We start from the raw sequence: 24242 nt of genomic DNA, 5'->3' as shown, positions 1-24242 counted from the left end.
ACGACTGTGTCCCAACCTTTCACCCTCGACGCCGTGCGCGCGGATATCGCGGCCGAACTCTTCCTCGACCCGGAGGAGCTGGATCCGTCGGCCGACCTGTTCGCCGCGGGTCTGGACTCGGTGCGCGTGCTGTCCCTGGTGGAACGCTGGCGCGCCGCCGGTCGCGAGGTCGGCTTCGTCGATCTGCTCGACGAGCCCACCGCGACGGCGTGGTGGCGACTGCTGAACTCGCGGGAGAGCTGAATTGCGGCTCACCGCTGCGCAATACGAGATCTGGGAGCAGCAGAGGCAGCTCGCGTCCACCGCGATGCTGAATATCGCCGAGTACGTCGAGATTCGCGGGGCGATCCGGGTGGAGCTGCTGACGGCGGCCATTCGCGCCACCGTCGGCGAGACGGAGGCGCTGACCATGCGCTTCCGCGACACCGAGGACGGGCCGCGGCAGGAACCCGCGGACGTGGACCGCGAGGTCCAGGTGGTGGATTTGCGCGAGGATGCGAATCCCCTTGCCGCCGCGCGGGAATGGATGGCCGCCGATGTCGCCACCGACCTGTGCGTGTACAACGACCGACTGTTCGCGCACGCGGTGTTCCTGATCGACGCCGACACCACACTCTGGTATCACCGGGTGCATCACATCCTGCTCGACGGATACGGTCTGGTGCTGTTCGCGCGCCGGGTGGCGCAGGTGTACACGGCCCTCGCGATGGGCGCGACGCCCCCGCCGGTGAACTTCGGCTCGCTCGCGGCGGTCGTCGAGCACGATCGCGCCGATCTGGACTCCGAGAACTACGCGCGTGCGGCGGAATTCTGGCTGGACTACGAACGCGACCGGCCCGCACCGGTCGGCCCCGCCGGACGCACCGCGCCCCTGTCGCCGCGAATGACCCGAGTGCACCACGACCTTCCGCCGGATCTGGTCACCGCCCTGCGCGCGCAACGCACCGCGACCTCCGCCGAGGCGATCATCGCGGGCATCGCCGCCTATCTGCATCGCGTCACTGGCGCGCCCCAGGTGAGTCTGGCCCTGCCGGTCATGATGCGCGTCGGCACCCCGGCCCTGCGGGTGCCGACCATGACGGTCAATGCCATTCACTGCTGGACGACGTTCACCCCGGTGAGCACCTTCGCCGACATCACCACCCAGGTGTCGACCCACCTGCGCACCAGTCGACCCCACCACCGCTACCGCTACGGCGATCTGCTGCGCAGGCTCGTCAATACCGGTGGCGACCGCCGGATCTCGGGTCCGTCGGTGAATGTCATGCCCTTCGATTTCGGTCTCCGCTTCGCCGAATCACCGGGCACCGTCCGCAATGTCGCCGCCGGGGTCGAGGAGGACATCGCCTTCCGCCTCTACGACTACGGCGATGCCGGTATCCGACTCGTCGTCGACGGCAACCCGAATCTCTACGGCCACGGCGAACTCGAGGCCCACGCCCGCCGACCCGGTGTGTTTCTCGCCCGTCTCCTGGCCGACCCCGATCGCGCATTGAGCCACCTGCCGCTCGTGGACGCCGCGGACGCGGCGCTGCTGCGCACCTGGCGCGAGCGCGAAACCGCCAGGCGGACACCGTCACTCGAACCGACCGCGGCGGATGACGACACCGTGGTGGCGATGTTGTGGTCCCGGGTGCGCCGGACACCCGAGCGGGTAGCCGTGGTGGACCGTGCCGAGGCGATCACCGTCGCCCAGCTGGGCGCGCGGGTGGAGGCGCTCGCGGCACAGCTGCGTGCCCGCGGTGTCGGACCGGGATCGGTTGTGCTGCTGGTACTCCCACGCACCGTCGACGCGGTGGTCGCGCTGTTCGCCACGGCCGCGGCCGGTGCGGCGTACGTCGCCGCGGACCCGAATCACCCCGCCGGACACGTGGAGTTCCTCCGCGCCGACAGCGGCGCGGACGTGCTGCTGTCGGCCGTGGACCGTGCGGCGGTCGACGATCGCCCAGCATCGCCGGGCCCGCAGATCCGGCCCGATTACCCCGTGTGCCTGACCTACACGTCCGGCTCGACCGGAACACCCAAGGGCGCGTGGATCACCCATCGCGGCCTGGTGAACCTCGCCCGCCAGCACCGGCGGCTGTTCATCCCGGACGAGCGGCACCCGAGGCGGGCCGCGCTCACCGCCTCGTTCTGCTTCGATACCTCCTGGGAGGGCCTGTTCTGGCTGTTGAACGGCCATGAGCTGCATATCGTCTCGGAGGAGGTGCGGTCCGCGCCGGAGGAACTGCTGGCGTATGTCGACCGGCATCGCATCGACTTCCTCGATACGACACCCACCCAGGCCGAGCAGCTCGTCGCGGCCGGACTGCTCGCCCCGGGCGCGTACCGGCCCGGGGTGCTCGCCCTCGGCGGAGAGGCTGTGGGACAGGCACTCTGGAGCGCGCTGCGGGAAGCCCCGGACATCGATGTGTACAACCTGTACGGTCCCAGCGAAGCCACGGTCGACGCCACCTGGGCGCGCCTGGCGGATTCCGCGAGCCCGGTGATCGGCACGGCCGTCGCGGGCGTCCGCTGCGAGGTGCTCGACGGTCGGCTGCGGCCGGTGCCGCCCGGGGTGCCGGGAGAGCTGTATCTGGCCGGGGATTCACTCGCGCTCGGATACCACCGCAGGCCCGGTCTGACGGCCACCCGCTTTCTCGCCGACCCCGACGGCCCGCCGGGTGCGCGGCGGTACCGCACCGGTGACCGGGTGCGCCGCCTGCTCGACGGCACGCTCGAATACCTCTGGCGCACAGACGATCAGGTGAATCTCGCGGGCGTGCGCATCGAACCCGCCGGAATCGAGGCCGCCCTCGCCACCCACCCGCGGGTCACGTCCGCGGCATGCACGGTCGTCGACGACCGGTTGGTCGGATACGTCGTCACCACCGACCCGCGGCCGCGCCCGGCCGATCTGCGCCGCCACCTCTTCGATCTCGTTCCGCGGTATCTGGTGCCGTCCCTGTTCGTCACGGTGGATCGCATGCCGACCACCGTGACCGGCAAGCTGGATCGCGCCGCCCTGCCCCGCCCGGCCGCGACCGGCGCGGTGGTCCGCCCGCCGCGCGACGAGGTCGAGCGCCTGCTGTGCGCCCTGTTCGCCGAGGTGCTGGGCGTCCCGGACATCGGCATCGACGACGACTTCTTCGCTCTCGGAGGCGATTCCGCCATGGCGGTCCGGGTCGCCGCGCGCATCCGGGAGGCGCTGTCCGTCGCCGCCGATGTCCGCACCATCTTCGAAACCGCGACGGTGGCCGAACTGGCCGCGGAGCTGGACGCGAATCGGACTCGGCTACAGCCGGTTCCGGATCTCGAGGCCGATGCCCGTCTGGAGGCCGACCTCCGCGTCGAATCACGCGCGGCCGAAGCACACGGTGCGCCAACGAATATCCTGCTCACCGGTGCCACCGGATTCCTCGGCGGATTTCTCCTGGCCGAACTGCTGGCTCGGCCGGACACCCGGGTGACCTGTCTGATTCGCGGGAACACGGGACCGACAAGACTGCGACAGGCGCTGTCGCAGTCCGGAATTCGGATCGATTGGGATCGGGTGACGGTCATCACCGGTGACCTCGCACATCCCGGCCTCGGCCTGAACGCCGACATCTACCGCGCACTCGCCGAATCCGTCGATGCCGTCGTCCACAATGGCGCGCCGGTCAACCACCTGACGCCCTACGCGCGATTGCGACCGGGCATTGTCGAGGGGACCCGCGAAGTCCTGCGCCTGGCGGCACTACGTGGCACCCCGGTGCACTACATCTCCACCTGCGATACGGCCGTCGCCTCGGACCACAATCCGGAACTCGTCCTCGAGCGCCGCCGCGCCCCGGCCGCGAAAGTCCTTGCCAATGGCTATATCCAGGCCAAATGGGTGGCCGAGGGCTTGGTGCTGGCGGCGGGGGAGCGCGGTCTGCCGGTCGCGGTGCACCGTCCCGGATTGGTCTGCGGCCATTCGGTCACGGGCGTCGGCAATGGCCGCGACGCGTTCTGGTCATTGGTGCGCACCATGGTGCTGCTGGGTGTCGAGCCGGATCGCGCGGAGCTCGTGAATCTGGTGCCGGTAGATCACGTGGCGGGTGCCGTCGCGCATCTGGTGCACCTAGGCCGGACCGGGGTGTATCACCACACCGTCAATGAAATGACCTCGCTGACAACGATTCTCGCCAGGCTGCGCGCTCACGGATACCACCTGTCCCCAATGCCGGAGCACCTCTGGCTCGAGCGGCTCCCGCGGCTGGGCGCGGCGGGCGAACAGGCCCGCGCCCTCCTGGACGCCAGGCCACCGGCTCCCCGGCAGTCGATCCGCTTCGACCGCACGAACGCCGACAATGCCCTGCGCGACACAGCCATCCCCGCACCACTCGTCGATGACCGAATCATCGACGCCTGTCTCCGGTTCTTCCAACGCACCGGGTTCCTACCGGCACCGGACTCCGTGTCCGTCGCCTGATCACCGGACGTCGCCCACGCGGCGCCACCGCACCATCCCGATGAGAGGTCTGTCCTTTGCGCACCCTGCACACCACCGCCCTCGCCGTCCTGTCCGCGGCCGCCCTGTCCGTCACCGCCGCCACCGCGAATGCCGCCCCCGCGCCATCGAATCCGGCACCGCGGCCGTCCGGCCTGCACTTCACCGCCACAATTGTCGGCAACTCGGTGGAGGTGACCACCGACGGCGGCACCCTCACCGCCACCGACGGGCGCTTCGCGGTCCGCGACGCGAACGGTGAAGTGCTGGACGGCATTCCGCTCACCTACCAGCGCGATGGCAAGACGTGGCCGATCGCCGCCGAGATCCACGGTGACTCCGCCACCCTCACCCCCGCCACCGATCCCGCCCGGGCCGTCCCTGCATCCGCGCCCGCCGTCCCGGCCGCCCTGACCGATGCGGCCCTGCACGACACCGCCATCGACTGGCAGTCCCCGGACTTCAATTCCGCCGTCATGAACTTCTCGACCATGGCCGGTCTCGGCGTCACCCTGGGCACACTGATCGGCACCGTCGTCGGGGCCACCATCGGCTGTGTCGCGGGCGGTGTCGCCCTGGCCGCCGCCCTCGGCACGGTGACCATCGGAACCCTGACCATCCCCGGCTTTCTCGGCGGCTGCCTGGTGACCGGCGCGGCCCTGGGCGCGATCGGCGCGGTCATCGGCAATATCTTCATCGCGGGCCCGCTCGGTGGTATTGGCGCGTTGCAGTTCCTGGACGCCATGAACAAGCAGGCCAGCAAGTAGCCCAAGCCCATTCCCCGGCCTCACCGATCGCGTTCGGCCAGCCGGGGAATCAGGCCACCGGCCAAGACGTCCTGGACCTGGCGTGGCGAAAGGCGGTGGTGGACGGTGAAACTGGAGTCCTTGGTCAGATTGCGGACCGTCAAGGCGGCCTTGCGCGGCAGCGTCTCGCGCAGATCCTGCACCGACAGCACATCGTCCTGGTCGATGGCGTCGTAGTCGGCCGGATCCTCGAATTCGAGGGCCAGCACACCGAAATTGGCCAGATTCTGCCAGTGGATGCGGGCGAAGGATTTGGCCACCACGATGCGCAGACCCAGGTAGGCCGGTGCGATGGCGGCGTGCTCACGAGACGAGCCCTGCCCGTAATTCTCGCCGCCGACGATCACGTGCCCGGAGTCCATGACCTGTTGTGCCCGTTGCCAATACGACTCATCGATTCGCGCGAAACTGAACTTCGCCAGCTCCGGAATATTGGAGCGGAACGGCAGGGCGCGAGCTCCGGCCGGGGAGATGTCATCGGTGGACACATTGTCGCCCACCTTCAGCAGGACCGGGGCCTGGATCCGGTCGGGCAGCGGTGTGGAGGTCGGCAGGCTCGAGATATTGGGCCCCTTCACCGGCTGCACGCGCAGCGCCCGCTCCGGCGGCAGGGGAGCGGCGAACATCGCGGTATTGACCGAATGCCGCTGCGGCAGATCCAGTTTCGGATAGTCCATGCCGACGGTGCGGGCCCATTCCCGCGGGTCGGTGATCACCCCGGTCAGCGCGGAGGCGGCCGCGGTCTCCGGCGAACACAGCCAGACCGCGTCCTCCTTGGTCCCCGAGCGCCCCGGAAAGTTGCGCGGCATGGTGCGCAGCGAATTGCGTCCGGTCGCCGGCGCCTGACCCATGCCGATGCACCCCATGCAGCCGGCCTGATGGATGCGCGCCCCGGCGGCCACCAGATCGGCGGTGGCCCCCATGAGCGTCAGATCGGTCAGGATCTCCCGCGAGGTCGGATTGATATCGAAGCTGACCTGCGGCACCGTCTGCCGCCCCGACACCATGGCCGCCGCCATGGCGAAGTCGCGCAGTCCCGGATTGGCGCTGGACCCGATCACCACCTGGGCGATATCGGTGCCCGCGACCTCACGGACCGGCACCACGTCCCCCGGCGAGGATGGCTTGGCGATCAGCGGTTCCAGGCGCGACAGGTCGATGGCGTCCTCGATGTCGTAGCGGGCGTCCGGGTCGGCGGTCAGTTCCACCCAATCGGATTCGCGTCCCTCGGCCCGCAGAAACTCGCGCACGGCCGCGTCGCTGGGGAACACCGTGGTGGTCGCCCCCAATTCGGCTCCCATATTGGCGATCACATGCCGATCCATGGCCGACAGGTGCGCCAACCCCGGCCCGTGATACTCGATGATCCGGTGCACGCCGCCGCTCACGTCATGGCGGCGCAGCATCTCGAGAATCACGTCCTTGGCCGAACACCACTGCGGCAGTTCACCTTCCAGCCGGATGCCCCAGATCTCGGGCATGACCAACCGCAGCGGCTGCCCCGCGATCGCCAGCGCCACCTCCAGCCCGCCCACCCCGATGGCGAGCATGCCCAGCGACCCGGCCGCGGGCGTGTGCGAATCCGATCCGGCCAGGGTCTTGCCCGGCACCCCGAAGCGCTGCATGTGCGTCGGATGCGAGACGCCATTGCCGGGCTTGGAGAACCACAGCCCGAACCGCTGCGCGGCGGTTCGCAGATACTCGTGGTCCTCGGCGTTCTTCTCGTCGGTCTGCAGCAGATTGTGATCGACGTACTGGACGCTCACCTCGGTGCGCGCGTGATCGAGCCCGAGCGCCTCGAGCTCCTGCATCACCAGCGTGCCGGTCGCGTCCTGGGTCAGGGTCTGGTCGATTCGCAGCGCGATCTCGTGCCCGGGCGTCATCTCACCGGCGACGAGATGGGCTCCGATCAACTTCCGCGCCACATTCTCAGCCAAGGTCACATTCGGCCATACCACCGCGCGCGAGGGATAAACCTCGCGGTGCGCGAGGCGTGAACGTCTCGCGGCCACCGGTGTGCTTAGACTACGTACGGCGTAGTACTGGACGGCTGGAACCACATCGGAAACGGGAGTGGGGCGGCATGCGGAACGCGCTCGATGCGGATCTCGATCTCTCGGCCCTGTTCACGCCGTCGGCGATCGGCACGGTGGCGGTGCGCAATCGGTTCGCCATGGCCCCGCTCTCGCGGTACGCGGCGCGGCGCGGGATTCCCGCCCCGGAACTGGGTGCCTTCTATCGGCGGCGGGCCGCGGGCGGGGCCGGACTCATCATCAGCGAGGGCATTTCCATCGGCGACGGCCCGGCAGGGTCAGGGGTCGCGGGCATTCGGGACGCGGGGGCCGTGACGGCCTGGAAGCGGATCGTCGACGCCGTGCACGCCGAGCGGGTGCCGATCTTCGCGCAGCTGATGCGGGAGCAGACGAGCGGGTCGCGGCCGGTGGAGACCGAGCGCACGATCGCCGGGTACGTGGCGGCCGCGCGGCAGGCCCGGGTGGCGGGCTTCGACGGGGTGGAAATCCATGCGGCCCACGGACTGTTGCCCACCCGGTCGAGCTTCGGCGTGGAACTGGTGGCTGCCGTCCGGGCCGAACTCGGACCCACCGTGCCGATCACCTACCGCTTCTCACAGTGGCGGATCGATCGCTACGACGACCGCGTCGCCGAGACGCCCGCCGACCTCGAGGCGATGCTGCGCCCGCTCGCGGAGGCGGGCGTGGCCGCGTTCCACCCGTCCACCCGCCGCTTCGACGAGCCCGGATTCCCCGAGACCGGCGGGCCCCGTGGGCAATTGAGCCTGGCGGGCTGGACCCGGGCGGTGACCGGTCGGCCCGCGATCATCGTCGGCTCGATCGGGCTGGCCAAGCGCGGCGACGCGGCCGAGGCGGTGGACTCCCTGGTTCCGCTGCTGCGCCGCTTCGAACGCGGCGAGTTCGATATCGCCGCGGTGGGGCGGGCGGTGCTGGCGAATCCCGACTTCGTCGACCTGCTCCGCACCGGCCGGGCGGGTGACCTCGTGCCCTACGACGAGCACCGGCACAAGGCCACCCTGCGCTGACCCCGTCCCGCGTCAGCGAATCAGCTTGCCGGTGTTCGGATACTCCTGAACCCAATGGAAGGCCCGCCCGCGCAGCGGGAAGGACGCGGGATTCACCTGGCGCAGCGCCACTTCCACCGGCCGCCCGCCGAGGTCGCCGCGCAGACTCAGCCGGTCCGTCGCCGCCCGCTGGTAGGCGAGGGTGTAGCTGAACGACGGCAGCCCGCTCGGCGGAGCCGTCTCGGTGGGCGGCGGGCTGGACAGGGTGAGGGTGCCCGCCTCGATGTCCACCGACGCGACGGCGGGCACCATCGAGTCGTCCATCTTCTGCACCGCCGCCTTGCGGGTGTCGAAAACCAGCCGCCGCCACCGATTCTCGTCGGTCGTCAGCGGCGGCAGCGCCTTGCCGTCCAGGGTGAAGTCGGTGACCTCCCAGATCCCGTACAGCGGCGGCTCCGCGACGCCATCGCCCTGGGCCCGGTAACCCTCCATCGCCATCTGCACGCCCCCGACCAGCACCCAGATGCCCAATGCCGCACAGGCCAGGCCGATGAGCCCATTGGCCCGACCGCCCCGCAGCAGCGGCGGCTGGGTCACCGGCGCGGAAGGCCGCTCCAGCACAAGGACATTCGCGAGCCGCCGCAGCTGCGGCGCCAGCACGAACAGACACATGAGCACCAGATGGAACGACAGCAGCTTGACCGGCACGTCGAAGGTCATGTTCAGCACGAACACCTGCAGCAGGCTGACCAGACTCAGCAGCGCGCCCACCGTCGCGGTGCGCGGGACGAACAGCAGCAGTCCGCCCAGCACTTCCGCTGTGCCCAAGAGCATTTCGTACACCGGCGCGGATCCGACCTGATTCCACAGCACCGCCGTCGGGCTGAAATCGCCGTAGGGCTGCAGCAGGGTGATCAGCGTGGGCCGGGGCATCTGCAGCGGAATCAGCTTGGCGGTGCCGTAGACCAGCATCTGCCCGCCGAGGCAGAGCCGAATGAAGGTCAGGAACCAGGCGTGCAGCCGGACGTAGGACGCGCGGCGGCGATCCAGGATCGACCACACCACGGTGATGACGACCGCCGCGACGAACACACAGAAGATCAGCACCCACAGCGGCGCCTGATCGCCGCTGTAGGACTTGCGCAGCGGCGCGACCTCGGTGCCGAAGACGTGGGTGCTGACCGCCCCCACGAAATCGTCGAGCCCGTCCATCTGCCCGCCCACCGCGTGGGCCGCCAACCGGGGGAACAGGGGCCCGGCGAAGACCAGCACGATTTGCGCGAACAGCATACAGAGCAAGCCGAAATAGGCGACACTGAAGCGGAATGCGCACCGCGTCAAGGGTTTCCACCGTGGTCTGGTCATTGTCTCGGGGGCGCTGCGGTCTTCGCGTTCGAGAACATCGGCGGTAATGCTCGACATCCGGACTCCCATCGCGAGCGGCGAGGTGTGCAGATCGACCGGCACCGATGATGCCCTCGGCCATGGTGGCCCGTCCCGCCGACACGCGATGAGATGCGGGAATGTTGCCGAGTGCGGTCCCAGCCGCCAAGATGGGGCCTGGACTGTTCTTTCCGCTGCTCTTTCGTCTTGATCCGATTGGAGCCGGGCGTATGCAGAGATTGCGAAGGAACTCGCAGGGCCGACGGGACACCAACGCCCGCACCCTGGTCGATATCCTGTCGGCACGAGTGCTCGAAACCCCGCATAGACCGGCCTACACCTTCGCGAACCACAAAGAGAACAAGGACGTTTTCGATTACCAGCGCGTCTGGGACCGGGTGGCCGGGCTGGCCGAACGGATCATCGAGAACACCGCCCCCGGCGACCGGGTCGCACTCCTGTGCCCGCCCGGCGCGGATTTCGTGTGCGCGTTCTTCGCCTGCCTGACCACGAGCAGAATCGCAGTGCCGGTTCATCTTCCGATGTCGGAGCAGCAGATCGCCACGCTGCGGGCCATTCTGCACGACTCCGGCGCGGCGGCGGTCATCGCGCCGCGGTCGACGGTGCCGGTCGACAGTTCCCAGCTCGGCGGCGACATTCGCATTATCGACAGCGACAGTGCCGGGCACGGGCTGGGTTTCGAACCGTTCCCGGGCTCGGCCCCCGAGCCCGAGGATCTGGCCTTTCTGCAATACACCTCGGGATCGACCGGGGTGCCCAAGGGCGTGATGGTGCGCCATCGCAACCTGATCGAGAACCTCGGCGTGCTGCGCGCGAAATATCAACTGACGCCCGACAATTCGATCGTCTCGTGGCTGCCGCCCTACCATGACATGGGTTTGATCCAGGGTTCGCTGCTGCCGATGTTCGTCGGATTCCCCAGTACCCTGCTCTCGCCCATGACCTTTCTGCGTCATCCGCTGAGCTGGCTGCGCGCCATCTCCGAACACGACCACGTGGTGGCGGGCGGGCCCAATCTCGCCTACGGGCTCTGCGCCAAGCGCGTGTCGCCGACCGAGGCCGCGGACCTGGATCTGAGCGGCTGGGACTGCGCCTTCGTCGGAGCCGAGCCGGTCGATCCACGCACCCTGCGGAATTTCGCGGATGCGTTCGCGGTGAGCGGTTTCCGCGCTCGCAGTTTCGCGCCCATGTACGGGCTGGCCGAGTCCACCCTCTACGTCAACGGCAGCGATCTGGGCGCCGGTGCGCGGTCCCGGTTCTTCTCGCCGGACGATCTGGAGGGCGGGGTCGCGATCGCGAAACCGGCTGGGCGAGAACTGATCAGCGTCGGAGCCGTCGGCCCCGGCGTGGCCGTGGTGGATCGCGAGCGGCGGACCCGCTGCGCCGACAACTTCATCGGCGAGATCTGGCTGAGCGGGCCGAGCATTACCGCCGGGTACTGGCAGAAACCGGCCGAGACCGCGGCGGCCTTCGGGGCCACGATCGAGGGCGAGGACGAGACGCCGTATCTGCGGACCGGCGACCTCGGTTTCGTCTGTGACGGTGAGCTCTACATCTCCGGGCGCATCAAGGAACTCATGATCGTGCACGGCCGCAATATCTTTCCGCAGGACATCGAGCGCACCATCGTCGCGAACCATCCCACGCTGCGTCCCGGCGGCTGCGCGGTGTTCGCGGCGGAGATCGACGATCAGGAGCGGGTGATGGTCGTCCAGGAGCTCGATCCGGAGCGGCCGGAAGACACCGCCGCGCTGGCGGATTCGATTCGCGCCGTCGTCAGCCGCGAGCACGCCCTGAGCGTGCACCGGGTCGTGTTCGTCGGGAAGGGCGAGGTGCCCAAGACCACCAGCGGCAAGATCCAGCGGCGGCGGCTGCGGGAAACCTATTCATCGACAACGGCATTCGAGGAGAGCGTGCTATGAGTACCCCGCCCGAGACCGGCACGGTGCTGGACTTCTTCGTGGAGTGGGCCGCCGATCGGCTGGAGCGGGATACCGTCGATCCGCAACTGCCGCTCACCTCGCTGGGGTTGGACTCGGTGAAGGCCGCCGAACTGATGACCATCCTCGAGGACCGCTTCGACACCGAGATCACCGCCGAGGACATCTTCGACGGTCTGAGCCTGGCCGATGTCGCCGATCTGGCCGCGCGGAGCGGGAACGCGCAGACGCCCGGGACCGCCGAGCCGGGCTTCCCGGCCGCGGACCGCCCGCGCGGACGCGAGGTCGATTTCAGCCTGCTGTTCTTCTCCAGCGACGCCCAGCGGGCGTCGCAGGGCCGCTATCGGCTGCTGCTCGACAGCGCGCGCTTCGCCGACACCCACGGCTTCCGGGCCATGTGGTTGCCGGAGCGGCATTTCCACAAGTTCGGCGGCCTGTACCCGAATCCGTCCGTGCTCGGCGCGGCGCTCGCCGCCACGACCGAGCGGGTGCGGATTCGGGCGGGCAGTGTGGTGCTGCCGCTGCACAATCCGATTCGCGTGGCCGAGGATTGGTCGGTCGTCGACAATCTCTCGCACGGCCGCGTCGATCTCGCCTTCGCCACCGGCTGGAACGCCGACGATTTCGTGCTCGCACCCGACAATTACGCCGATCGGGTCGAGATCACCCGCGCGGGAATCGATACCGTGCAACGACTCTGGCGCGGGGAGTCGGTGTCGCTGCGCACCGGCGCGGGTGAGGAGCGCGCGGTCCGGATCTTCCCGGCCCCGGTGCAGCCGAGCCTGCCGACCTGGCTGACCTGCAGCGGCGGCGTCGAGCGGTTCGAGATGGCCGGTGCGCTGGGCGTGAACATCCTGACCGCGCTGCTGTTTCAAGAGGTGGACGAGCTGGCCGAGAAGCTGGCCGCCTACCGCGCCGCGCGCGCGAAGCACGGCCACGATGCCGACTCGGGCACGGTCACCGTCATGCTGCACACCTTCGTGGGCAGCGACGAGGCCCAGGTCCGCAAGACCGTCGAAGGCCCGTTCAAGAGCTATCTCGAGGACTCTGTCGACCTGTGGCGGCGTGGTTCCGAGGCCCTGGAGAGCCTGGACGCCAAGACCCGGGCCAAGGTCCTGGACTTCGCGTTCGAACGCTACTACCGCAACAACGGCCTGTTCGGCACCCCGGAGTCCGCGGCCGCCATGGTCGCCCGGCTCCGCGAGATCGGTGTCGACGAGATCGCCTGCCTCATCGACTTCGGCATTCCCGATGCCGAGGTGCTGGCCGGACTCGAGACCCTCGCACAACTGAAGACCGTGGCGCTGTCGAAGTAGGAATCGTCCATTCGAGACGCAGGAGCGAATTTGACCGGGCCCAGTTCGGTTCCTTTTCCGTTGTCGGCAGCGCAACAGGGGATTTGGTACGCCCAACAGCTGACCGGTTCGAACCCGATCACCAACGCCCTGTATATCGATCTGCGCGGCGAACTGGACGTCGACTTGCTCATGGCCTCGTTCTGGCGGGTCGCGGGCGAGTTCGGGGCCGCCCGGCTGCGGGTGATCGAGACCGAGCACGGGCCCGTGCAGGTGCTCGACCGGCCCCTCGACGAGCCGACCCGATACCTCGACCTGCGCTCGGCGGCGAATCCGCTGGCGGCGGCGCGGGAATGGATGAGCGCGGAGTACAGCCGTCCCGTCGATCTGCAGCGCGATCGCCTCATCACCACGGCCGTGCTGCGCGTCGAGGACCGGCGCTGGTGCTGGTATCTGCGCGCGCATCACATCGCCATGGACGGTCTGGCCGCCATGACGCTGCTCGCACGCGTCGGCGACCTCTACACCGCCGCCGTCGAGGGCAGGCCCGCGCCGGAGGCGAAGGTGCAGGGTTTGGCCGATCTCGTCGCCGCCGACGAGAAGTACCGTGCCTCGGCGCGTTTCGAGACCGACCGCGAATTCTGGCAGCGGGAGCTGGACCATCTGCCCGCCCCCGTGAGCCTGGCGGGGCGCAGCGCGCAGGCCGACGGCCACCCGATCTCGGTGAGCGGTGTGCTGCCGGCGGAGACCGCGGCCCTGCTCGCCGCCGTGGTGCGGGAGACCTCGGCCAATCCCGCGGTCCCGTATCTGGCGGCCTTCGGCCTGTTCCTGGCCCGCATGACCGGCAGCGACGACATCGTGCTCAGCCTGCCGGTCTCCGCGCGCGTCACCACCGCCGCCCTGCGCTCGGGCGGAATGCTGGCCAATACCTTGCCCTTCCGGCTCGCCATGGGTCCGCGCGCGACCGTCGGCGAGCTCATGGCGGCCACGCAGCACCGGCTCATCGAGGTCTTGCGCCGGCAGCGGTACCGGCAGGAGGACATGTTCCGCGATATCGGCCGACTGACACCGCAGACGCAGGTGTTCGGGCCGTACGTGGACCTGATGATGTTCGAGACGACGGTGCGGCTGGGTTCGATCGTCGGGCAGTTGCAGGTGTTGACGCCGGGACTGGTGTCGGATGTGTCGGTGAGCGTCTACGTGGGCGCGGGCGAGACCGAGGGTACGACCGCCACCCGCATCGACTTCGTGGCGAATCATGACCTGTACACGCCGGAAGAGCTTGCGCACCATCATGATCGGTTCCTGCGGTTCTTCGACGAGTTCGTCCGGGCATTGTGCGCCGATCCCGCCACACCCTTGCGCGCGTTGGATCTGCTGGCGGCCGGTGAACGCGAGCGGGTGCTGCGGGACTGGAACGACCATCCGGTGCCGATCGACTCGGCCACCACCTTGATCGAGATGTTCCGGCGGCAGGCCGCCGCGACACCCGAGGCGGTCGCGGTCGTGGACGGGGCCCGGCACATCAGCTACCAGCGGCTCGCGGCCGACGCGCGACGTCTCGCGGCGGTCCTCGCCGGACGCGGTGCCGGGCCGGAAAGCCTTGTGGCCCTCGCGCTTCCGAAGGGCATCCCGCTGATCACCGGTCTGCTGGCCACGCTCGAAACCGGTGCCGCTTACGTGCCGCTGGATCCCACGTCCCCGCCCGAGCGGATCGGCTACATCCTCGCCGACGCCGCGCCCATCCTGGTTCTCGTGGACGAGACCACCGCCGATCTCGTCGCCGCGAGCGAGGTTCCGCGCATCCGCGTGGACTTCTCGGACTCGAACAGTCACGGCACACCGCCCGCCGACCTGCCCCGGTCGCCGCGCCCGGACAATGTCGCCTATGTCATCTACACCTCGGGCACCACCGGAAAACCCAAGGGCGTGGCGGTGACTCACGCCAACGCGGTCTCCCTGTTCCAGAGCACGCAGTCGTGGTGTCACTTCGGCCCGGACGATGTCTGGACCTGGTGCCACTCACAGGCTTTCGACTTCTCGGTGTGGGAGATCTGGGGCGCGCTGCTGCACGGCGGCCGCGTGGTGGTGGTGCCGCGCGAGGTGGCCTACGCACCGGCCGAGCTGTGGGATCTCATCGTCGAGCAAGGCGTGACGATCCTCAACCAGACCCCGTCCGCCTTCTACACCTTGATCGAATCCCGCCGCGCCACGGCCACGGACGCGCCCGGACTGCGCATGGTCGTCTTCGGCGGTGAGGCCCTGGACCCCACTCGTTTGCAACGCTGGCCGCTGCTCGAGCGCCCGAACCCGCCGCGCATGATCAATATGTACGGCATTACCGAGACCACCGTGCACGTCACCGAGCAGCCGCTCACCCCGCAGCATTGGCGCGGTGAGCCGGGTCTGAGCCCCATCGGGGTGCCGCTGGCGAATCTGCGTGTGTACGTGCTGGATTCGTGGTTGCGGCCGGTGCCGGTCGGCGTCGCGGGAGAACTGTACGTGGCGGGCAACCAGGTCGCCCGCGGCTATCTCGCACGCCCGGACCTGACCGCGTCCCGCTTCGTCGCCGACCCGTTCGACCCCACCGGCCGTCTCTACCGCAGTGGTGACGTGGTCCGCTGGACCGAGGCGGGCGTCCTCGAATATCTCGGCCGCGCCGACGAACAGGTGAAGATCCGCGGCTACCGCATCGAGCTCGGTGAGATCGAATCCCTGTTGGCCGCACAGGATTGCGTGGCGGGCGCGGTCGTCACCACCCACACGGCCGGACCGGCCAGCCCCGACGCGCCCGCCGATACCCAGCTGGTCGCCTACCTGGTGCCAGACGCGCACTTCGCCCCGGTGGCCGCCACCTGTCTCGAGTTGCAGCGCGAAGGCGCGATCGCGGCCGACGAGCTGCACGAATTGCCCAATGGCATGCCGGTGGTGGGCCGCAACCGGTCGAATATCGAATTCCTCTACGAGGAGATCTTCGAGACCGAGGAATACTGCCACGGCGGCGTCACGATTCCCGAGCGCGGCTGCATTGTCGATATCGGCGCGCACGTCGGCATGTTCTCGATCTACGCCAAGCGAAAGTCGCCGCACGTCAAGCTTTTCGCCGTCGAACCCATGCCGGAGCTGCGGCGCATGTACGCGGCCAATTCGGCGTTGCACGGCCTGGAGGCGACCCTGGTGCCGTACGCGATCGGAGCGGAGGCCACCACCGACACCTTCACCTACTACCCGGAGATGTCGGTGCTGTCGGGTCGCGGCACCGACAGCCACGAGCAGCACGCCATCCTCGAATCGTTCATTCATCACGAATACCGCGCGGAGACACAGGATCTCGGTGAGCGGCTGGTCGATCAGCTGATCGCCGAACGCCTGGACTGCGTGCAGGTCGACGTCCCGGTCCGCACCCTGTCGCACATCGTCGACGAGTACGGCATCGAGCACATCGATCTGCTCAAACTCGACGTCGAGGGCAGCGAGCTCGACGCCCTGCACGGCATCGAGGCGCGCCATTGGCCGCTCATCGACCGCATGGTGATCGAGGTCAACGATGTGGACGACCGGCTCGCCCGCATCGAGAACCTGCTCGGCGAGCACGGATTCACCGCCGAGGCCCGCGTCTCGCCGAACGTGGTGGGCACGGACCTGCACATCGTGTACGCCATCCGGGCCACTCTCCCGGCCGCGGCGGCGGACGACAGCGGATCGGCGCTGTTGGAACGGCGTGAGAGCTGGAGTGCGCCAACGGCTCTCGGCGCGATACTGCGCGAGCGCCTGAGCGAGCGACTGCCCGCCTACATGGTGCCCGACGTGATGATGGTCCTCGACGCGCTGCCGCTGACGGTGAACGGCAAGGTGGACAAGGCGGCCCTGCCCGAACCCGTGGTGGCCCGCGCCACCTACCGCGCCCCCTCGACCCCGGTCGAGGAGGTCGTGGCGACCGTCTTCGCCGAGGTGCTCGGCATCGAACGGGTCGGCATCGACGACGACTTCTTCGTGCTGGGCGGGAATTCGCTGTCGGCGACCCGCCTGTCGGCCCGGCTGTCCGACGGCGTGGGTGTGCCCGTCTCGGTGCGCGATGTCTTCGAGGCGTCGGCGGTCGGTGCGCTGGCCGATCTGCTGGCCGCGCGGGTGTCCGATTCCCGGGTCGTCGAGGAGGGGCCACGGCTGCGGCCGCGGATGCGACCGGATCGGGTGCCGCTGTCGTTCGCACAGCAGCGCATGTGGTTCGTGAACCGGTTCGATCCGGAGTCGATCGCCTACCACATTCCGATGGTCATCCGGCTCTCCGGTGCGCTGGATGTCGCGGCGCTGACGACGGCGTTGCGGGATGTGCTGGCGCGCCACGAGATCTTGCGCACGCGGTATCCGGACGCGGACGGGGTGCCGTACCAGGACGTGGTGCCCGTCGAAGAACTGGACGCCGCCGCGGACCTGGACCTCAGCGTGGCCGGAGTGGACGAATCCGCCTTGGCGGCGGCTATTTCCACGGTGGTGTCACTGGGTTTCGATGTGGCCGAACGGGTTCCGTTGCGAGTTCGGCTGTTGTCCACCAGTTCCACCGATTTCGTCCTGCTGATCGTTGTCCACCACATCAACGCCGACGGGTTCTCCATGAAGCCGCTGGCATTGGACCTGGCCGCCGCCTATACGGCCAGGCACGCCGGGCGGCAGCCGAGTTGGCAGCCGCTGGCGGTGCAGTACGCCGATTACGCGCTGTGGCAGCGTGAGGTCGCGGGTGCGGCCGACGACCCGGATTCGCCGCCCGCGCGTCAACTCCGGTACTGGGCCGGGCAATTGGCCGATCTGCCGGAGGTCCTGGAGCTTCCGACCGATCGCCCGCGCCCGCCGGTGGCCACGCACCGGGGCGCGACCCACGGATTCGTCATCCCGCCCACGGTGGTGGAGGGTCTGCGCGCGCTCGCGCAGGCTCGCGGCGTCACCGTGTTCATGGTCTTCCACGCGGCGCTGGCGGTGGTCCTTTCGCGGCTGTCCGGAAGCTCGGATATCGCGGTCGGCTCCCCGGTGGCCGGACGCGGGGCGGCCGAATTGGACGAGCTCATCGGCATGTTCGTCAATACCGTCGTCCTGCGCACCGAGGTCGACGAATCCCGGCCCTTCACCGACCTGCTCGCCGATGTGCGCAGTGTCGACCTGGATGCCTTCGCCCACGCCGACGTCCCCTTCGAACAGGTGGTGGAGGCCCTCGACCCGCCGCGCAGTCGGGCGCATCATCCGCTGTTCCAGGTCATGCTGGCGTTCCACAATCTCGATCAGGCCCGGCTCGAACTGCCGGACGTGGTGGTCACCGCCGCGGGCGCGGAAACCGGTATCGAGCGCTTCGATCTGACCTTCACCCTGACCGACGCGCCCGATCGGGACGGCGCGATTCCGGTGGATCTCGGTTATGCCACCGACCTTTTCGACCCGGACACGGTGGCGGCGCTGGTCGGACGGCTGCAGCGGGTCCTGCGGACGGTGACCGCCGATCCCGCCGTGCTGATCCGGGATATCGAGACCTCGACCGCGCCGGAACGGAATCGGCTGGTGCGCGAGTGGGGCCGCCTCGGCGAGCTCGACGGTCCCGACCCGGTGACCCTGCCCGGCGTGCTGGCGGCGGCCGTGGCCGCCAACCCGGACGGCGGCGCGGTCATCGACGGGGAGCGGCGGGTCTCGTATCGCGACCTCGACGAACGGTCGAATCGACTGGCCCGGTACCTGATCGGGCGGGGGATCGGTCCGGAGTCGGTGGTGGCGGTCGCGGTGCCGCGCTCGCTGGAGTGGGTGGCGGCGGTCTGGGCCAGTGCCAAGAGCGGGGCCGCGTTCCTGTCGTTGGATCCGGCGCATCCGGTGGAGCGGAATCGGTTCGTGTGCGGGGATTCCGGTGCCCGGCTCGTGCTGGGTGTCGGTGGGACAGACGATTTCGGGGTCGAGGTCATCGATCTGGAGCGGCTCGAACTGACCGATCTCGACGCGAACGCCGTGACCGATGCCGAACGTCTCGGCGCGGTCCGGCCCGGCAATCCCGCCTATGTCGTCTACACCTCGGGATCGACCGGACTCCCGAAGGGCGTCGAGGTCACCCATGCCGGGCTGGCGGCCCTGCTGGCCGATCACATGCGGCGCTGTGCGCTGGAGCCGGAGTCCCGAGTTCTCGCGGTCGCCGCCCGCACCTTCGATGCGGCGATTCTGGAGCTCCTGCTGGCGGTGTCGGGCAGCGCGGCCCTGGTGGTCGCCCCGGCGGACGTGTATGGCGGACAACCGCTGTGGGAGTTGATGCGGGACCGGCGGGTCAGCCATGCGTTTCTCACCCCGGCCGTGGCCGCGTCCCTGGACCCGGCCGGGCTCGACGACCTGCGCGTGCTGTTGACCGGCGGTGACCGGTGCTCCGAGCAGCTGGTGACCCGATGGTCGGGGACCGATGCCGCCGGTGTCCGGCGGGTCCACAACCTGTACGGCCCGGCGGAGGCCACGATCTGGGTCACGGGTTCGGAGCTGGCGCCGCAGCGGCGCATTGGCATCGGGACGCCGATCGCGGGCATGAGCGTCGTCGTCCTGGACGCGTGGCTGCGTCCGGTGCCCGTGGGTGTCGTGGGTGAGCTGTATGTGGCGGGTCCCGGTGTGGCGCGGGGCTATCGGGATCGGGCCGGGCTGACGGCCACGCGGTTCGTGGCCGACCCGTTCGGCACACCGGGCGGTCGCCTGTATCGAACCGGTGACCTGGTGCGCTGGACGGCCGCCGAATCGGGTTCGGGCGCACTGGAGTTCGTGGGCCGTTCGGACTTCCAGGTGAAGGTGCGCGGCCAGCGGCTGGAGCTGGGCGAGATCGAGGCGGCGCTGTGCGCGATGGACGGCGTGGCACAGGCCGTGGTCGTGGTCCACGCACCCGAGGACGGTGCGCGGCTGGTGGGCTATGTGGCGGTCGGCCCGGACCGCGCGGTCGATCCGGAGCGAATCCGGGAGTTCGCGGCCGCCCGGCTGCCCGCGTACATGGTTCCGGATGCGGTGCTGGTGCTCGCGGAGTTGCCGCTGACCGCGACCGGAAAGATCGACCGCCGCGCCCTGCCGGAACCGGTGTTCGCGGTGCGGGAATTCCGCGCGCCCGCGAACGCGGTCGAGGAGATCGTGGCCGGGGTCTTCGCCGAGGTGCTCGGGCTCGACCGGGTCGGGGCCGAGGACGACTTCTTCGCGCTCGGCGGTGATTCGATCGTGTCGATCCAGGTCGTGTCCAAGGCCCGGGCGCAGGGTGTGGTGTTCGGACCGCGGGACGTGTTCGAGCAGCGGACCCCGGCGCGGCTGGCGAGCCGGGCCCGGCTCGTGGACGGGACGGGTGAGAGCCTGGCCGAACTGCCCGGGGGCGGCGTCGGAGAACTGCCACTGCTGCCGGTGGCGCGGTGGATGACGGACTGGCGCAGCGGTTTCGGGCACTTCGAACAGCATGTGGTCGTTCCGGTGCCCAGCGGGTTGAACGAGTCGGAGGTGCTCACGGCGGTCAGCGCGCTGCTCGACCGTCACGACATGTTGCGTTCCCGCCTGCGGCACGCCGAGACCGGCGAGTGGTCGCTGATCGTCGAGCCGCCGGGATCGATCGAGGCGGCAACGCTGTTCGAGCGCTGCACCTCCGAAACCGACCTCCGGACACGAGCGAATGCGGCTGTCGCGCGGTTGGACCCGCTTGCCGGGGTGATGGTCCGCTTCGTCTGGCAGACGATCGACAACGCGCCCGGCCGGTTGCTGATGGTGGCACATCACCTCGTGGTCGACGGGGTCTCATGGCGCGTGCTGGTCCCGGATCTGCTGTCCGCCTTCCAACAGGTCGCCGCGGGCGGTACCCCGACGCTGGAACCCGTGGGCACCTCGATGCGGCGCTGGGCGCACGGGCTCACCGAGGCGGCCGTCGACTCGAATCGCGTGCGGGAACTCGACCTGTGGCAGTCCATGGTCACCGGCCCCGATCCGCTCTGGGGCGGACGGGAACTCGATCCCGAGGTCGACACGGCCGCCACCCTCGAGCACGCGGAGATCGAGCTGCCGCAAACGGTGACCCACGCGATGCTGTCCCGGCTCCCCGCGGCTTTCCACGGCGAGGTCGGTGACGGGCTGCTGGCCGGTCTGGCCGTGGCGGTGCGCCTGTGGCGGGCCCGGCGTGGCATCGACGAGCCGTCGGTCCTGGTCCGGCTGGAGGGGCACGGCCGTGAGGAGCGGGTCGTTCCGGGCGCGGACCTGTCGCGGACGGTGGGCTGGTTCACCTCGATGTTCCCGGTGCGATTCGATCTGGCCGGTATCGATGTCGAGAACGCCGCCGCCGGTGGGGATTCGGTGGCGGCGGTGGTGTTATCGGTGAAGGAGACGCTGCGGTCGATTCCGGACAAGGGCATCGGTTATGGGCTGCTGCGGTATCTGAACGATGAGACGGCGGGGTTGTTGCCGAATCGGATGCCGGGGCGGATCGGGTTCAACTACCTGGGACGCATCTCGGCCGACGATGCCCGCGTGAGTGGAATCAACGGCGCGGCAGACGAATTGACCGTGAGCCCGGACCCGCGGCAGCCGGTCACCTTGGCGGTGGAGGTCACCGCGATCGTCATCGAGGACCGGCTGCGCGCCCAATTCCGGTTCCCGCGCACCCTGCTCGATGCCGCGGACGTCGACGAGCTGGCGGCGCTGTGGGCACAGGCCTTGACGGCCATGGCCGACCACGCCGAAACCCCCGGCGCGGGTGGGCATTCGCCCTCCGACTTCGATCTGGTGGACCTGACCCGATCCGAGGTCGCCGCGCTGGACCGAACGTATCCGTCGATGACGGACGTGTGGCCCGTGACGCCGTTGCAGGCCGGTCTGCTGTTCCACAGTGGACTGGGCGACGCCAGCCGGGCGGATGCCTATGTCGCACAGCTGGTTCTGCGTCTGTCCGGGGCCCTCGATGTCGACCGCCTGCGTGCGGCGGCCCGTGCGCTCATGGATCGGCATCCAATGCTGCGGACCGCCTTCACCGTCACCGGCGGTGGCACGAGTGTCGCGGTGGTCTGCGATGACGTCGAACTGCCCTGGCAGGTGGTCGATCTCACCGAGAGCGCGGATCGCGACCTCGCGGTGTCCGAGCTCGCGGCCGCGGAGCAGGCGCGCCGCTTCGATCCGGCGGTGGCACCGCTCCTGCGCTGGACGGTGGCCGACGTGGGCCCCGACGACCGGGCGCTCATTCTGACCAATCACCACGTGATCCTCGACGGCTGGTCCTACCCGCTGCTGATCAGCGATCTGTTCACCCACTACGCCACCGGTCATGCCCCGGGCGTCGCCGCCGGGTCGTATCGAGACTTCCTGGCGTGGACGGCAAGTCGTGACCGTGACGCGGCATCGGCCGCCTGGGCGCAGGCCCTCGCGGGCGTCGAGCCCACCCTGGTCACCACCGAGCAGGCCGCGACCGGTGTGGTGGCCGAGGAGTGGATCGCGGTCGATCCCACCCTCGCGCGAGCGTTGACCGCCGCCGCGGCGAACGCCGGGGTCACCGTGCACACCGTGTTGCAATCGATGTGGGCGATCATGCTGGCGCAGCTGACCGGTCGCACCGATATCGTCTTCGGCGGCACCGTCTCCGGTCGCCCCGCCGAGCTGCCCGATGCCGAGCGCGCCGTGGGTCTGTTCATCAATACGATCCCGACCAGGGTGCGCATGGACCCCGCCGAGACCGTCGCCGGGCTGTGGGCGCGCCTGCAATCCGAACAGGTCGCGCTGCTCGAGCATCAGCATCTCGGACTGCCCGACATCCACGCCCTGACCGGGACCGACCGGCTCTTCGACACCGTGATGGTGCTCGAGTCGTATCCCCTCGACGCCCAGGGCATCAGGCGACTCACGGGCGAGGCGGACCTGATGGTCGCCGGGGTGACCGCGACGGACTCTACGCACTATCCGCTGACATGCAGCATCACCGTGCACGAGGGTCTGCGCATCCGGCTGCAATACCAACCCGAAGTGTTGGACGCGGCGACGGTGATGGCCTTCGCGCGGCGGTTGGAACAGGTCTTGCGTGCGATCGTCACCGATTCGTCCGTGTCCGTGCGTGACGTCGAAACCCTGCCGCTGGCGGAACGGCGAGGGCTCCTGAGTCGGGGCCGGGGCAACGGGCTCGATCTGGACGCCTTCGGCACGTCCGACGGATCGACCCTGCCGGAGATCCTGTCGGCCGCCGTGGCCGTGAACCCGGACGGCTGTGCGGTCGCGGATGGCACGCGACGCGTCTCCTATCGAGAACTCGATGAGCGCTCGAACCTGTTGGCGCGGTGCCTGATCCAGCGTGGGACCGGCCCGGAATCGGTGGTGGCGATCGGGGTGCCGCGCTCGCTCGAATGGGTGCTGGCCGTGTGGGCCATCGCCAAGACCGGCGCGGCCTTCGTCTCGCTGGACCCCGGGCACCCGATCGACCGCAATCGGTTCATGTGCACCGATTCCGCTGTGCGCGTGGGCATTACCACGGGCCGGTACGCGGCAGCGCTGCCGCGGGACGACATCGCGTGGCTGGATCTCGATGACCTGGCCGATGATTCGCCCGCGCCGACGGCCGATGTTCCCGTCTGCGAGGCGGATACGGCGTACGTCGTCTACACCTCGGGCTCCACCGGGCGTCCGAAGGGCGTCGAGGTCACCCACGCCGGGCTCGCCGGGGTCTGCGGTGCGCAGCGGCGACGGTTCGCGACGGGACCGGAATCCCGTGTGCTCGGCGTGGCCTCGCGCACGTTCGACGCGGCGATATTCGAACTGCTGCTGGCGGTTTCCGGCACCGCGACCCTGGTCATCGCGCCGCCGGACGTCTACGGCGGGCCGACGCTCGCCGAGCTCATGCGCACCGAGCGGGTCAGCCACGCCGTCCTCACCCCGACCGTGGTCGCGGCCATGGATCCCACCGGACTGGATGAGCTGGAGGTCCTGACCGTCGCCGGTGAGGCGTGCCCGCCCGCGCTCGTCGCGCGCTGGGCGGCCACCGACGGTGCTCGCCGTCGCCGGGTGCACAACCTGTACGGCCCGGCCGAGGCGACCATCTGGGTGACGGCCACCCCCGAACTGGTTGCGGGCCAGCCGGTTCCGATGGGGTCGGTGATCGGTGGGATGTCCGCGCTGGTGCTGGACGCCTGGCTGCGTCCGGCGCCGGTCGGTGTGGTCGGCGAGCTGTACGTGTCGGGTCCCGGTGTGGCGCGCGGCTATCGGGGGCGGGCCGGGCTCACGGCGTCGCGGTTCGTCGCCGATCCCTTCGGGGAACCCGGGCAGCGGCTGTATCGCACCGGTGACCTGGTGCGGTGGCGGGCCGATGAA

Annotated in this window: 9 protein-coding genes (1 of these 9 running past the window's edge); 7 read left to right on the top strand and 2 right to left on the bottom strand. The window is 69.4% G+C overall.

Annotated elements, in window-relative coordinates:
- Window positions 1-6 precede the first annotated feature (6 nt).
- The 3 genes from VMT65_RS13805 to VMT65_RS13795 are packed head-to-tail and all read left to right on the top strand — an operon-like array spanning window position 7 to window position 5220.
- On the top strand, window positions 7-243 hold the full coding sequence (locus tag VMT65_RS13805; protein ID WP_326308566.1) for a phosphopantetheine-binding protein: 237 nt from the start codon (window positions 7-9) through the stop codon (window positions 241-243).
- A gap of 1 nt (window position 244) precedes the next feature.
- Window positions 245-4435, top strand: a complete 4191-nt coding sequence (locus tag VMT65_RS13800) for a thioester reductase domain-containing protein (RefSeq protein ID WP_326308565.1) — start codon at window positions 245-247, stop codon at window positions 4433-4435.
- A 56-nt stretch (window positions 4436-4491) separates the two neighbouring features.
- Window positions 4492-5220, top strand: coding sequence for a hypothetical protein (locus VMT65_RS13795; RefSeq protein WP_326308564.1), 729 nt, complete (start codon window positions 4492-4494; stop codon window positions 5218-5220).
- A 20-nt stretch (window positions 5221-5240) separates the two neighbouring features.
- On the opposite strand, the gene VMT65_RS13790 is transcribed toward VMT65_RS13795, so the two are convergent.
- Window positions 5241-7196 (bottom strand): aconitate hydratase, encoded by a 1956-nt coding sequence (locus VMT65_RS13790; RefSeq protein WP_326309169.1) that lies wholly within the window; start codon window positions 7194-7196, stop codon window positions 5241-5243.
- Between the two features lie 146 nt (window positions 7197-7342).
- Here VMT65_RS13790 and VMT65_RS13785 point away from each other — a divergent pair, with 146 nt between their 5' ends.
- Complete coding sequence (locus VMT65_RS13785) at window positions 7343-8317, top strand: oxidoreductase (protein ID WP_326308563.1); 975 nt, start codon at window positions 7343-7345, stop codon at window positions 8315-8317.
- A 12-nt stretch (window positions 8318-8329) separates the two neighbouring features.
- Here the strand turns inward: VMT65_RS13785 and VMT65_RS13780 are convergent, their stop codons facing one another.
- Complete coding sequence (locus VMT65_RS13780; RefSeq protein ID WP_326308562.1) at window positions 8330-9586, bottom strand: DoxX family protein; 1257 nt, start codon at window positions 9584-9586, stop codon at window positions 8330-8332.
- A gap of 323 nt (window positions 9587-9909) precedes the next feature.
- On the opposite strand from VMT65_RS13780, the gene VMT65_RS13775 reads away from it, so the two are divergent.
- The 3 genes in view from VMT65_RS13775 to VMT65_RS13765 are tightly spaced (at most 60 nt apart) and all read left to right on the top strand, a layout consistent with a single transcriptional unit that may run on beyond the window.
- A complete protein-coding gene (locus VMT65_RS13775; protein WP_326308561.1) occupies window positions 9910-11622 on the top strand; it encodes a fatty acyl-AMP ligase in 1713 nt (570 codons plus the stop codon).
- Window positions 11619-12956, top strand: a complete 1338-nt coding sequence (locus VMT65_RS13770; RefSeq protein WP_326308559.1) for a MupA/Atu3671 family FMN-dependent luciferase-like monooxygenase — start codon at window positions 11619-11621, stop codon at window positions 12954-12956. The genes VMT65_RS13775 and VMT65_RS13770 overlap by 4 nt, the downstream gene beginning before the upstream one ends.
- A 60-nt stretch (window positions 12957-13016) precedes the next feature.
- Window positions 13017-24242 carry the 5' end (the start) of a non-ribosomal peptide synthase/polyketide synthase gene (locus tag VMT65_RS13765; RefSeq protein WP_442790221.1) on the top strand. Its footprint extends 17049 nt past the window's final position, so only the first 11226 of its 28275 coding nucleotides appear in the window; its start codon is at window positions 13017-13019; its stop codon lies off the right edge, out of view.

It is taken from the genome of Nocardia sp. CDC153, from assembly GCF_035818515.1.
In the GTDB taxonomy this organism is placed as follows: domain Bacteria; phylum Actinomycetota; class Actinomycetes; order Mycobacteriales; family Mycobacteriaceae; genus Nocardia.
Note: the sequence above shows the minus strand (reverse complement) of the source record. Positions and strands in the feature narration are given on the sequence as shown.

Coding starts and splice junctions, on each gene's coding strand:
- VMT65_RS13785 (WP_326308563.1), top strand. CDS start 7,343: ATGCGGAACGCGCTCGATGCGGATCTCGATCTCTCGGCCCTGTTCACG.
- VMT65_RS13780 (WP_326308562.1), bottom strand. CDS start 9,586: ATGCTGTTCGCGCAAATCGTGCTGGTCTTCGCCGGGCCCCTGTTCCCC.
- VMT65_RS13775 (WP_326308561.1), top strand. CDS start 9,910: ATGCAGAGATTGCGAAGGAACTCGCAGGGCCGACGGGACACCAACGCC.
- VMT65_RS13770 (WP_326308559.1), top strand. CDS start 11,619: ATGAGTACCCCGCCCGAGACCGGCACGGTGCTGGACTTCTTCGTGGAG.